Source organism: Campylobacter sp. CN_NE2 (genome assembly GCF_027797465.1).
Lineage (GTDB): Bacteria > Campylobacterota > Campylobacteria > Campylobacterales > Campylobacteraceae > Campylobacter_B.
In genome coordinates, this window is the sequence record NZ_CP115608.1 from 382,659 (window position 1) to 396,252 (window position 13,594).

The following is a 13,594-nucleotide window of genomic DNA, read 5'->3' on the forward strand; positions in this document are numbered from 1 at the left end:
TCATTTTATGGGGAGATTATGAGTTTTTTTTCGATTGAATTTTTTTCCGTTTTTATACTATTTTTTTGCATATATTGGGCTTTTAAAAATCATTACAAAACGCAAAATTATCTGATTTTGCTTTTTAATTACGCGCTTATTTTAACTTTTAGCCCACATTTTTTACTAGTTATTTTATTTTACACGGCTTTTATTTACTATTCTGCTTTTTTTATACATTATAAAAAGACCAAATTTGCGCTTCTTGCGAGTGTCTTTTTTGCGATTTGTTATCTTTGTTTTTTCAAATATTACGACCAAATTTATGCCGAATTTAGTGCAGTTTTAGCGTTTTTTGGCTTTGAAAGCATAAATTTACAAATCGCTTTTCCGATAGGAATTTCATTTTATACTTTTGCTTCGATTACATATCTTACGGCGATTTACAAAAAAGAGCAAAAGATTGTTTCATTTTTAACTCTTGCTTGTTATTTGTCCTTTTTTGCGACACTTGTTGCAGGTCCGATTTGCAAAAGCAAATTTCTTATGCCACAATTCGAGCGAAAAAGAGAGTTTAAAAATGCAGATTTGATTTTTACGCTTTTGATTTTCGCAGCCGTTAAAAAGCTCATTATCGCAAGTTATTTGGGCGATTTTGTAACAGGCGTTTTTGATGATCCACACAGCTTTTCATTTATGCAAATTCTCCTTGCTATAAATTTATACGGAGTTTGGTTGTATGCCGATTTTAGCGGTTATGTCGATATTGTTACGGCTCTTGCGCTTTGTATTGGATTTGAGTTGCCAAAAAACTTCGATATGCCTTATATTTCAAAAAATGTGAAAGAATTTTGGCAAAGATGGCACATAAGTTTATCAAATTTTATAAAAGATTATGTCTATATCCCGCTTGGCGGAAATCGCCACGGCGAATTTAGGCGTTCTTTAAATTTGCTAATCGCATTTGGGCTATCAGGAATTTGGCATGGTGTTGGGCTGAATTTTTTGATTTGGGGTTTGTTGCACGGCGTGGCTGTGGTGTTTTTAAATTTAACCTCATCGTGGCGGATTAAAACGCCGTTTTTAGCAGTGTTTTTAAACTATTTATATGTTAGTTTTGCTTGGGTATTTTTCGCAAATGACAAATTTAGCGATGTTTTAAATATTTTTAAAGCTTTGGGTGAAGTTAGGCTGTATTCGTCATATTCTGAGTTTGTTATCGCCGTTATGCTCTGTTTTTTGCTCTTTTTTTATACCAAATTTACAAACGGCAAAGAAAGGCTAAATTTAGCGTTACAAAAAATGCCGTTTGCGCTTAAACCGATTGTGCTAAGTGCCTTATTTATCGCTATTTTTACATTTATGCCAAGCGGAATTCCAAATTTTATTTATGCGAGTTTTTGATGATTAAATTTGTTGCGACTTTACTATTTTGCGCTCTTTGTTCGCTTTTTTTTATGCAAGAATCGTTTTTTACATATTTAGAACAAAAATATCACAACGATTTTAATCTGCGTGAGATTAGTGCAAATTCGTGCTTAGGAAGTGGCGCAAAAGCCTATAAATTCGTCAAAAACGGCTTTAAAAATGAAATCGAATTTACAAATCCAAACGAAAAAATTTGCGAAAATTTGCTAAATTCTCTAACGCTTCCAAAAGAGCAAAATTTCATGGCAACAGATATGAATTTAACGCAAATTTCGCAAGAAGTTTTTGAGTATTTTCGCCAAAGCAAAGAGCAAAATGCCAAAAACCAAAAATTGGCACGGCAAAATAAAATTTTAGAAGATAATAAAAAGAAAATTTTGCAGTTGCGTGAAAATGCAAAAAAAATCGCACAAAATTCTCAAAAAACAGAGCAAAATGACACAAATAAAACGGCAAATTTAGCAGCCAATGCAGATGAAAATTTAGCAAAGCCGGAAGTTAAAATAGCCAGTATAAAACCAAAACGCACAGGAACTAAAATTTCTTTAAATTCGGGCGATGGTGTGATTTTTGTCGGCGATAGCGTTATGGAGTATGTCGCAAGAGCGGCAAAGCAGATTTTTCCAAAGTCGAATTTAAGGGCTTTTGATCTTAGCAAACACAGCACAGGGCTTTTGACAAAAAAATATCACGATTTTAACAAGGAAATCAAAAAAACTATGCGCGAAGTTGGCGGTGTTAAGCTTGTTGTTGTATTGCTTGGTGCAAACGATGTGTGGGGCAAACGCATTGACGGCGCAAATAGGGAGTTTTACTCAGAGCAGTGGATAAATTTTTACAAAAACAATATCGATGAAATTTACGAAACAGCCTCGCTCGGTGGCGCACAGGTGCTTTGGCTTTCGCTTCCTTGTATGAAAAAGAAATCGTTTGATTCTAAAATTCGCAAATTAAATAAAATTTACAAAGAAGAAAATACAAAATTTGGCGGAATTTTTATGCGAACAGATGATTATATTTGCAAAAACGGCGAGTATATTTCGCATTTAAATTTGGGAAATAAAACGATAAAACTTCGCCAAGACGATGAAATTCACATAACAAAAGCAGGTTCAATGCTAATAGCAAAAGAAATTTTAAGGATGATAAATGTTAATTAGATTTTTTTCTGTGGCGATTTTCTCGCTCGTTTTGGTGGGCTGTGTAAATTTAAGCAAACAGATAAAAGTCTCAGACATAAAAGCCATAAATATCGTAAATTTCGGCTCAAATCAAATGCCTTTGATGACAAATTATTCGATGAACGATTACGGCTTTGGGATTAAATTTTTCGGCGATTCGCATTTTGCCAGTGATGATACGATAAATTCGTTTCGCAAAAACTTTTTTAACCAAAACAGCATTGGCTTTGTTCTGCCTATTATGCCGAGATTTCAAAAAAGCGAGAATTTAAGCTACTCCCAGCACGGCTTTACGACTATAAATTCACGGCTTGAAGATTTTGATGATTATCCGCTTTGTGGCGTTGTGGCGTGGGCGCAAAATGCAGGTGCGAGTATGAATTTAGGACTAAAACAGCTTAGCGGTGAGTTTGAATTTGAAATTTTGCATAAAGGTTCTGTAAATGGCGAAATTCTAAATGTCAAAGACGCCACAAACAAAGAATTTATCATCTCACAAAATATGCAAAATAGCTGGGAATACTCCAAATTTAGCGTTAAATTCCCGCTAATAATAACCACGCTTCAAGATGATATTTATCTTGGCGGATACAAAATTTTCAAATCCCAAAATGCGAAATTCGCCGACTCGTGTGCGTTAAACGGGGCGTTTTCTCATATTCATCGTAAATGGAGCCAAGACGCGTTTATACGGGATTTTGACGAGCTAAATTATGATTTATTTGTCATTGCTTACGGCACAAATGATGCTATGGATAAAGATTTAGACATCGCTAAATTTAGCAAAGGTTTGCAAGAGCTAATCGACAAGCTTAGAATTTCGCAGCCAAGTGCTAGGTTTTTGTTGATTTCGCCGCCACCTAGCCCAAAAGCCGTTCGTGTGAGCGATGTGCGAAATGCCGTAATGCGCCTAGCACAAATCAATCGCACAATGTATTTTGATTTAAGAGATTTTATCGAAGCAAACGGCGGTTGGAGCGTATGGAAAGCAAGTGGCTTGGTTAAAAATGACGATATTCATTTCACAAAAGCAGGATACGAAAAAATCGGCGAAATACTGGCAAATGCATTAAAAAATAGGCTTGGAAATTAAAATCTAGCTTTTTTAATAAGTTTTGCAAAGTTTTATCATTTTTTGTCATTACAAAAATAGGCTTAATCTCTATATCTGTATTGTAAATAATAATATTTAATTTTTCATTTTCAATATTGCGTGTTGAATTATTATTTTCCATTTTCTTACCTATACAAAATCCGTCCAAGTCTAACCATATTTGACCCGCATTTTATGGCGAGTTCGTAGTCGTCGCTCATACCCATTGAGCAGATTTTTGCGCCGTGTTGGCGTAAATTTTCAAAAATGCGAAAGGTAGTTTCAAAGCTTTTAGCGATTTCGTTTTCGTCGTCCGAGTGTGCGCCGATACTCATAACACCACATAAATTTAGATTTTCACAACTCTCTTTTATCTTTAAATACTCATCAATCGCGCGTGAAATTTCTATCCCGCTTTTGCTACTTTCGTCTGCTGAGTTTATCTCCAAAAGCGTATCTAGCGTGAAATTTGCTCTTTTATCTACGGCAAGGGCTAGCTCAAAAGAGTTGCAACTTTGCCACAGAGTAGGGCGTAGGGAAAGTAGATGATTTATTTTATTACTTTGCAGTGAGCCGATGAAGTGCCATTTTAGGGGCAGGTCGCTTAAAATTTCGCATTTTCGCTTCATCTCTTGGACGCGGTTTTCGCCAAATTCGATTTGCCCCTGCGAGTAGAGATTTTCCACTGCGTCAGTATCTACATTTTTGCTAACGGCGATTAGACGGACATTTTCCCACACGCCACACTTTTGTCTAGCTGTTTCTATATTTTGCCAAATTTGCTCTAAATTCATCAGTTATACGCCCCGCCAAGTCGCAAAAAGTCGTTTATTATCGTAAATGCCATTAACGCAAACAAAAGCGCCATGCCGACATAGCTAAGTGCGACAAATACGCGCTCGGAGACGGGCTTTTTAAAAATCAGCTCGTAAATGTTAAATGCGATATGTCCGCCGTCAAGTGCGGGGATTGGGAGCAAATTTAGTATGCCTAAATTCACAGAAATGAGCGCCACGATAAATAAAAACACGCTCGGACCAAAGGCGACTGCTTTTGCCGTGATGTCAGTTATAGCGACGATTCCGCCCATTTCTCGTGCCGGAACGACGCCTGTGATGAGCTTTTCGAGTCCTACTAAAATCAGCTTTGAAGCTTTGTAAGTTTCATCAAGTGCAAATTTTAGCGAATTTAGCCCCGTATTTTTTAGTATCACGCTTTCGCCGTTTGGCGAAATGCCGATTAACGGCGTTTTTATCGTCTCCAACCACATATTTTTTTTCTCGCCGATTTTTGGCGTGAGAGTTAAATTTATAATCTCTCCGTTTCGTTTAAGCTGTAAATTTAGCGGTTCAAGTGTAACAAATTTCGATATATCGTCCCACTCGTTGATTTTGTTTTGATTGATAAATAAAATTTCATCATTTAGCTGGATTCCTGCGGTGGCAGCGGCGGAGTTTTCGCCGATTTTACCGACTTTTGGCGCAAGTCGCTCCACGCCTATGTAGCCAAGTGCGATATAGATAAAAAACGCCAAAATAATGTTAAAAGCAGGACCTGCCAAAAGTATAAAAATGCGTCCCAATGGGTGCAGGGTAGTGTAGCTGTCGCTATCGTCGCTTTTAGCGTTTGGGTTTAAATCTTCTTGTCCTTTTAGGCTGACATAGCCGCCAAGTGGGATTGCGCTTATGGCATACTCAGTTTGTCCGATTTTTTTGGTGTAAATTTTTTCGCCAAAGCCAACGCTAAAAACATTTACGCAAATTCCTAGCTTTTTTGCTGCCAAAAAATGCCCAAGCTCGTGGAAAAAAATCAAAAATGAAATCGCAAGTAGCACGAGCATAAAATTTAAGCCGTAAAAATAAAATCCAGCCCCTAAAATCGCCAAAACTAATAAAATACTTTTCAAATTTAACCTTTAATAAATTTTTCTTGTGATTGTAGCAAAAAAGATAAAATTTGGGCTTAATTTGGGAAATTTAAGTAATTTTAGTTTTATTTTAAAATTTATTTTTAAGGCCATTGCGATTTTTTTTATAAAATTCTCACTTTTGTAATTTTCTCACAGATTTAAGCTAAACATAAGCACTCATTAAAAAATCGTTTTTTTTTTTTTTGTATTATTAATAGATTTTAAATTGAGCGTTTTTTTTTTTTTTGTTTCTGTCCCGTCATCGCTTAAAATGCTCTATTTTTAGGCATTTTGCGATTTTAACAAAAAAACAAATCAAATTTAAACAAAACCACCTTTCAAAGGAAAATGATATGAAATCTTCACTCAAATTTAGCGTTGTAGCGGCAGCTACGCTTATGGCGGTTGCTCCGAATTTGGCACTTGCGGACTATGACATTTCGTGGGAGGGCGGCAAGGCTGTGTATTCCACCGACGGCGGTGTGACTAAAAACGAGATTACAAAAAGGTTTGGCGATAACGAGCTAACAAGCTCAAACGCAAACACCGTAAATGTCGATTTAGGCACAAATTCGTTTAACGACTATATCTTTGGCGGGTATCAGTTAGCCACAGGTTCGCCGGAGACTGCAAATACTAACGCAGTTACTCTAAACAATGGCACGGCAAAAGGTATCATAGGCGGACTTAGTGCAGGTGTCGAAAACGCTTTGTGTGTAGTATTTGGCAACTGCGTATATCTAGGCACTGCAAATCAAAACACCGTAACCATCAACGGCGGCACGACAGATTACGCTATCGGCGGTATCGGTTTAGAAAGTGCCGATGTAAATTCTGTAATTATCCTTGACGGCACTATAAATAACGATGTTGTAGGCGGTATGACGGCAGTTAGCGGAGCAGGGAGTGCCACAGGAAATAGCGTATATTTCTACGGCGGAGAAGTTAAGGGCGACATTTACGGCGGAGTGGGCGTTAGCGTAGATACTGCTGCGATAACTTCTATGGTAAGTAACGGCTTTGACCCAAGTACTCTTACTTTTGTAAAAGTCGCAGGTAGCGGACAAGATTTTAGCTCAAAAAATATGCTATTTTTAGGCGACAGTTCTACTGCGTTAGCTATGAATAAAGCAAAAGCAAAAAATATCTATAATTTTCCTAGCATAATGTTTTATTTAGGCGGAGATATAGCCCAAGACGATGTAGCTCTTACTTTAACGGACACAGGCGAGACAGATTTAAGTGCTTCGTCCGTAGCTGTCGATTTTGCTAGTGCTACAAATTTAAGCTCAAACTACCCTATACACCTTATTAAAACCGCAGGAACGCTAACTACTCCGCTTAGTGGCAATGTTTATGGTGCCACAAATGTCAGCATAGCAGGTTTAATAAATTTAACAGGTAACATAGCCGTAAGCAGTGATAAAAAATATTTAAATTTAAACTTCACAGGCGACCCTGCGACATCGACTGCGACTTGGAAATCTAAGGATAAAATCTTTAATATCACAGCTAGTGATAAATTCACTCGCACGATGACAGACGGCACAAATACAAAAGATGAAATATTTACTATCACAGATAGTTTTGATATTGGCGAACTAAAAACTATCGCAAACGCTACTTCTAGCGACGGCACAGGGGGAACTTTTGCTAACTCATTTAGCGGAAATACCGTAAATATCGATTTCGTAGGTGCAAATCCATCTAGTATTGCTATCTTTGGCGGTGGAGATTATGACATCAATGAAGATGTTAGCGGTAATACGGTAAATCTTAACAAAGGAGTTGTTTTTTGGATAAACGGTGGTACTAGCGGTTATGGCGAAGTAAGCGGTAATAAAGTCTTTATAAACGGCGGAGAGATAGAAGATGTTTATGGCGGTTGGACTAGCCAAACAGGAAAAGTCAGCGGTAATGAAATCATCATAGACGGTGGCACAGTAACAGGTAATATCATTGCCGGAGGTAGCCGTGGTGGCGAAGTAAGTGACAACACCGTAACACTTCTAGGCGGAGATACATCAGGGGATATATTTGGCTTTACTGATAATGCCTCATCTGCAAGTCAAAATAACACCCTAAACATAGGTAGCTCTACTGCTCCGTTAGCAAATATGAATACGCTAAAAGCTAACAATATCTATCGTTTTGATAATTTAAATTTCTATTTGCCAAGCACTGCTTCTAATGGACAAGTTGCTCTAAGCTTAACAGGCACAGGCACAACCGACCTAACAAACACAGCCATAAAAGTTAATGGCACAGACGACGGATATAAAGCTTACATTACAGGTAACACAGGAGATAAATACTATCTACTAAAAAACACAGGCACAGGAACTATAAATGTAAATGACGCTTGGTTAAAAAGCACTCAAAGCGTTACGGGAAATACCTTTAATGTAACTTCAAAAACTGAATACAATGTCGCCAAAGGCGGAATTTTCCAAAGTGCCGATAAAAGCGACTTATATATTACAGACACGGCAAATTCGGTCGAAACTATCACAGGCGACACCTTCGGCGATGACGAAGCAGGAACCAATAAAGACGGCATAACTATAAATTTAGCAGACGCTTCTTATAGTAATCTAAAAATAAATTTATCTCCGTCTAGACAAGCTACGATAAATTTTAATAATGCTAAAAATGTCGGAAATGTAGTGGCTTTAAATAGTGATATAAATATAAATTCTTCGTCATTTACAGGAGAATTAGTGCATGGCAAGAGCCTAAATTTATTAGGCACAGGGACGATAACCGCTACCGGTAGTTTTTATGCTACAAATGATATAACGGCAAATGCATTTTTATCGATAATAGGCGGTTTAAACTCAGCCCAAGGCAATATCAACTTCTCAGACGCCGGGGCTTATATCGGTGGAACGGTAGCTACAACTAAGGCTATAAATTTCGGCGATAGTAAAAACGCTATGAGATTAGGTTCGATTATAGTAGGCGATATAATAGCAGAAGAGCTAAATTTCTATTTGCCAAGCGATGTTTCTAACGGAAATGTTGCTCTAAGTCTGCAAAATACCGGCACGAAAAACCTAGTAGGCACAAAAGTAAATGCTTATCTAAGTGGCGCCACAGGCTTAACAAGCAAAGATGATAAAATTCATCTAATCCAAACAAAAGGTTCTCTAACAGGCTTTGATGAAGCCAACGGCAATGCAACTTTAACTAATGTAAATATCGCAGGTCTTATCAATGTAACAGGTAAAATCGCCGTTGATAGCACGGCTCAATACTTAGACCTATCATTTAGCGGCGACCCTGTGAAGTGGTCATCTAAGGATAAAATCTTTAATATCACAGCACCTGATAAATACAAACGCACTATGACAGACGGCACAAATACAAAAGATGAAATATTTACTATCTCAAATGCTTTTGATAGCGAAGAACTAAAAACTATCACAAACGCTACTGATAGCGACGGCACAGGGGGAACTTTTGTTGACTCATTTAGCGGAAATACCGTAAATGTAAATTTAGGTGCAAATTCGTTTGATTACAGCATCTTTGGCGGTTATACTACTGCTGGTGAAAATGTTAGCGGTAATAAAGTCGTTATGAATAGCGGAGAAGTAAAAGAAATTTATGGTGGCTTATCTATGAGTGGAAAGGCTATCGGTAATGAAGTCATTATAAACGGCGGTACCGTAACAAATGCTATTTATGCAGGTTATACACCAGCTGGTACTAACAATGTAAGCGACAGCACCGTAACACTTCTAGGCGGAGATACATCGGCAGCTGAAATACACGGCGCTTTTAATGGCACATTTACGATAAATAAAAACAACACCCTAAACATAGGCACTAGCACAACAAAGGCAAAAAATCTTAAAGCTAAAAATATCAAAAATTTCGATAACTTAAACTTCTACTCAGATTTAAATGCCAACGAAGTTGCGCTAAATTTAACAACCACAGGCACAACCGACCTAACAAAAACAACCATAACCGTAGATAACCTTAGCTCATACCTTGACGGCACGGGAAATAAATACTATTTGCTAAAAAACACAGGCACAGGAACTATAAATGTAAATGATACTTGGCTAAAAAGCACACAAAGCTTCGGCAATGTCTTTAATGTAATTGGAAGCACCCAGTATAGTGTCGCCAAAGGCGGAATTTTCCAAAGTAGCGACAAAAAAGACCTATATATTACAGACACGGCAAATTCGGTCGAAACTATCACAGGCGATACTTTCGGCGATGACGAAGCAGGAATAAGAGACGGCATAACTGTAAATTTAGCAGATAGCGCCTATGCTAAACTTAACATAAATATCGCAAATTCTGCAACCATAAATCTAACAAACGCTCATAATGTCGGAAGCGTGATAAGTAGTGGTTCAACCCTAGACATAAAAGACGGTTCGACATTTGATACGGGAGCTAGTATAGATGTAAAAACCGCAAATTTCGGCGATAGTAGCAATGCTATGGTAATGGACATTTATGATATTTCTGCTTTAAAAGCAAAAGAGCTAAATTTCTATTTGCCAAGCAATGTCGCCAACGATGAAACTGCCTTGAAAGTCGCAAATTCTGTTGATTTGAGTGGCACAAAAGTAAGTGCCTATCTAAGCAACGCCACAGGCATAACAAGCAAAGATGATAAAATTCATCTTATCCAAACAGCCGGAAGCATAACAGGCTTTGCAGAAGCCAACGGCAATGCAAATTTGACAAATGTAAATATCGCAGGTCTTATCAATGTAACAGGCAAAATCGCCGTTGATAGCACCGGCAAAAATTTAGACCTATCATTTAGCGGCGACCCTGCCATCAAGTGGAGCTCTAAGGATAAAATCTTTAATATCACAGCTAGTGATAAATTCACTCGCACTATGGTAGATGATAAAGGCAACGAAAAAGAGCAAGAATTTGGTATCACGAGCGACTTTGATAGTGAAGAACTAGTAACTATCACAGACGCTACTTCTAGCAATGGCGCAAACGGAACTACTGCCGTATCAGATAGCGGAAATACCGTAAATATAGGTTCAAATTTCAATAATAATATATATGCAGGTATGACTTCATCAAATACCGTAAATTTCAGTAGCGGAGCTGTAAGCGGAACCATATCAGGCGGCATGTTGCCTCAATACAACACCCTAAACATAGGCACTAGCACACAAACCGTAGCTATGGATAAACTAAAAGCTGAAAATATAGTAAATTTTGAAAATTTAAATTTCTATTTAGATAGTTCGCTAAATGACGGGCAAACAGCTTTAACTCTTACAGGCACAGCCAATACTAACCTAGCAAATACAACCATAAAAGTTAATGGTTCGGCTGACGGTTATAAAGCTTACATTGACGGCACGGGAAATAAATACTATCTACTAAAAAGTGGCGGCGAAATAAGCGTAAATGACGCTTGGCTTTTAGCCACTCAAAGCTTCGGCAATGTCTTTAATGTAATTGGAAGCACCCAGTATAATGTCGCCAAAAGCGGAATTTTCCAAAGTAGCGACAAAAAAGACCTATATATTACAGACACGGCAAATTCGGTCGAAACTATCACAGGCGATACTTTCGGCGATGACGAAGCAGGTGTGGTTGATGGCATAACCATAAATTTAACAAATGGTGCTGACTATCAGGATTTAGCAATAAACCTAACTGAGCAAACTATAATCAATCTTGCTAATGCTAAAAATGTAGGAGAGATAAATGCCGCAAGTAGTGATGTAAGTATAGCTAACTCTACGCTAAATGGTAGCACAAGTGCTAATAGTTTGAATTTATCAGGTGATATTAATGCTAACTACTATATCGTAGCCGATAATGATATAGTGTTAAATCCAAATACAAATTTAACAATAAATGATGATTTAAAATCATATTTTGGAGATATTCATTTCTCAAATGCAAAAGCAAATATCAGCGGAGATATATGGGCAGATAATGTTGTAAATTTTGGTGATAGCTCAAATGCTATGAGCTTAGGTTCAATCACAGCAAATGATATATCCGCACAAGAGATAAATTTCTACTTGCCAAGCTCTGCTTCTAACGGACAAGTTGCTCTAAGCTTAACAGGCACAGGCACAACCGACCTAACAAACACAAAAGTAAATGCCTACCTAAGCAACGCCACAGGCATAACAAGCAAAGATGATAAAATTCATCTAATCCAAACAGCTGGAAGCATAACGGGCTTTACAGAAGCAAACGGCAAAGCACATTTGACAAATGTAAATATCGCAGGTCTTATCAATATAACAGGTAAAATCGCCCTTGATAGCACGGCTAAGAATTTAGACATATCATTTGACGGCGACCCTGATACTGGTGGTTCAGGTTCTGGTGGTGGTTCAGGCACTGGTGGTTCAGGCACTGGTGGTTCAGGCACTGGTGGTTCAGGCACTGGTGGTTCAGGCACTGGTGGTAGTGGAACAGGTACAGGTGGTTCAGGCACTGGCGGTTCAGGCACTGGTGGTTCTGGCACTGGTGGTTCTGGCACTGGTGGTTCAGGTACTGGTGGTTCAGGCACTGGTGGTTCAGGCACTGGTGGTTCAGGCACTGGTGGTTCAGGCACTGGTGGTTCAGGCACTGGTGGTAGTGGAACAGGTACAGGTGGTTCAGGCACTGGCGGTTCAGGCACTGGCGGTGGTAGCGGTATAGGCAATATCACTGCAAACAATGCCGGTGCAAAAACACTACTAGAAACTAAACTATCTCAAAGCACAGCGGTAAATGAAGGAGCAAATTTACTTGTATCAAATTTAGGAAATATTGCAAATTCGGCAAATAATGCAAATTCAGCTTTATCTGCAAATGGTGCAAATTCTACAAATTCAAATTTAGATTTAGGAAAAGCAGTAACATTTGCTTTTGTAAGCGGATACGATAAAGAAGACACAACAGGCTCCCACATAGATATAAAAGGTTTTAATGCAAATGCAGGTGTCGCAGGAAATGATTATTTTAATAGCGGAAACCTAACAACAGGTCTATTTGTAGAATACGGCAAAGGAGAATATGATAGCTTCTTAGATGACGGCACAACAGGAAGCGGTAAAACTGAATTTATAGGCGGTGGAGCATTTGCTAGATTTACCACTTTAAATAACTTCTACACAGAAATAAGCGGTAGAGTAGGAAAAGCAAAAACAAGCTATGAAACAACAGCTGCTTATAAAGAATTTGATATAAGCAATACCTACTATGGAGCCCACTTAGGACTAGGCAAGATATTTAATCTAACAAACTCAAATGAGTTAGATATTTTTGCAAGGGGTATTTGGGCTAAAACAGCAGGTAATGATATAGTTCTAAACGGAATTCAAACTCACTTTGATAGTGTAACTTCTCTTAGAACACAAGTTGGTTTTAAAGATAATATCAAATTCAGTGATACAAGCAAACTTTATGTAGGGGCTTCGTATCAATATGAATTTGACGGAGAATCAAAAGGAACTCTAAGCTTACCAACCTTTGGAAGTGCTGACATTGCAAGTCCTAAACTAAAAGGCTCAACTGGTATCGGAGAAATAGGCTATGTCTATGAAAATAGCTCTATCAAATTCGAAGCTGGTGCAAAAGGTTATGTCGGAAAAGAAAAGGGATATAGCGGAAATCTTGGAGTAACATTTAAATTTTAATTATTTGTAATAAAATTTAACTCTTAAATTCAGGGAAATTTGGCAGAAGTTGTCAAATTTCCCTTTTTTATTTTTATGAAATTTTTTTTTGGTATTCTAATAAAAGTTCAAAATGATAAAAAAATTTGTCATTGAGAAAAAATACGCAGTAAAGTAATCTAAAATTTGTCATTGCAAGAAAACGAACAAAACAATCGTCAATAATTAAATAAATTTGCATTGTCATTGCGAGAATTTGCCGTTAGGCAAATTAGTGGCAATCGCCAATGGTTAAATTTAGAATTTGATTTTTTGGAAAATTTATAAAATTTGGTTACTCTTTTTGAATTTTTTAAATTTGCAAATTCGCATTTTGGTTATTTTA

Annotated in this window: 6 protein-coding genes; 4 read left to right on the forward strand and 2 right to left on the reverse strand. The window is 37.6% G+C overall.

Going from position 1 to position 13,594, the window contains the following annotated elements; all coding sequences use genetic code 11:
• The first annotated feature begins 18 nt into the window (after positions 1-18).
• From PF028_RS01955 to PF028_RS01965, 3 genes are read left to right on the forward strand one after another with little or no spacing between them, the layout of a single operon-like run.
• Complete coding sequence (locus PF028_RS01955; RefSeq protein WP_270861308.1) at positions 19-1,383, forward strand: MBOAT family O-acyltransferase; 1,365 nt, start codon at positions 19-21, stop codon at positions 1,381-1,383.
• Positions 1,383-2,567 carry a DUF459 domain-containing protein gene (locus tag PF028_RS01960; RefSeq protein WP_270861309.1) on the forward strand — a complete coding sequence of 395 codons (1,185 nt, stop codon included), beginning with the start codon at positions 1,383-1,385 and terminating at the stop codon, positions 2,565-2,567. Before PF028_RS01955 ends, PF028_RS01960 begins: the two co-directional genes overlap by 1 nt.
• On the forward strand, positions 2,557-3,681 hold the full coding sequence (locus PF028_RS01965; protein WP_270861310.1) for a GDSL-type esterase/lipase family protein: 1,125 nt from the start codon (positions 2,557-2,559) through the stop codon (positions 3,679-3,681). Before PF028_RS01960 ends, PF028_RS01965 begins: the two co-directional genes overlap by 11 nt.
• Positions 3,682-3,827: 146 nt before the next feature.
• Here PF028_RS01965 and PF028_RS01970 read toward each other — a convergent pair whose 3' ends face one another.
• Together PF028_RS01970 and rseP are read right to left on the reverse strand one after the other, a co-directional pair.
• On the reverse strand, positions 3,828-4,475 hold the full coding sequence (locus PF028_RS01970) for a YggS family pyridoxal phosphate-dependent enzyme (protein ID WP_270861311.1): 648 nt from the start codon (positions 4,473-4,475) through the stop codon (positions 3,828-3,830).
• Entirely contained in the window at positions 4,475-5,587 is a 1,113-nt protein-coding gene (rseP, locus tag PF028_RS01975; protein WP_270861312.1) for an RIP metalloprotease RseP, read from the reverse strand. Before rseP ends, PF028_RS01970 begins: the two co-directional genes overlap by 1 nt.
• A gap of 356 nt (positions 5,588-5,943) precedes the next feature.
• On the opposite strand from rseP, the gene PF028_RS01980 reads away from it, so the two are divergent.
• Positions 5,944-13,230 carry an autotransporter outer membrane beta-barrel domain-containing protein gene (locus PF028_RS01980; RefSeq protein ID WP_270877203.1) on the forward strand — a complete coding sequence of 2,429 codons (7,287 nt, stop codon included), beginning with the start codon at positions 5,944-5,946 and terminating at the stop codon, positions 13,228-13,230.
• The last annotated feature ends 364 nt before the right edge of the window (positions 13,231-13,594 follow it).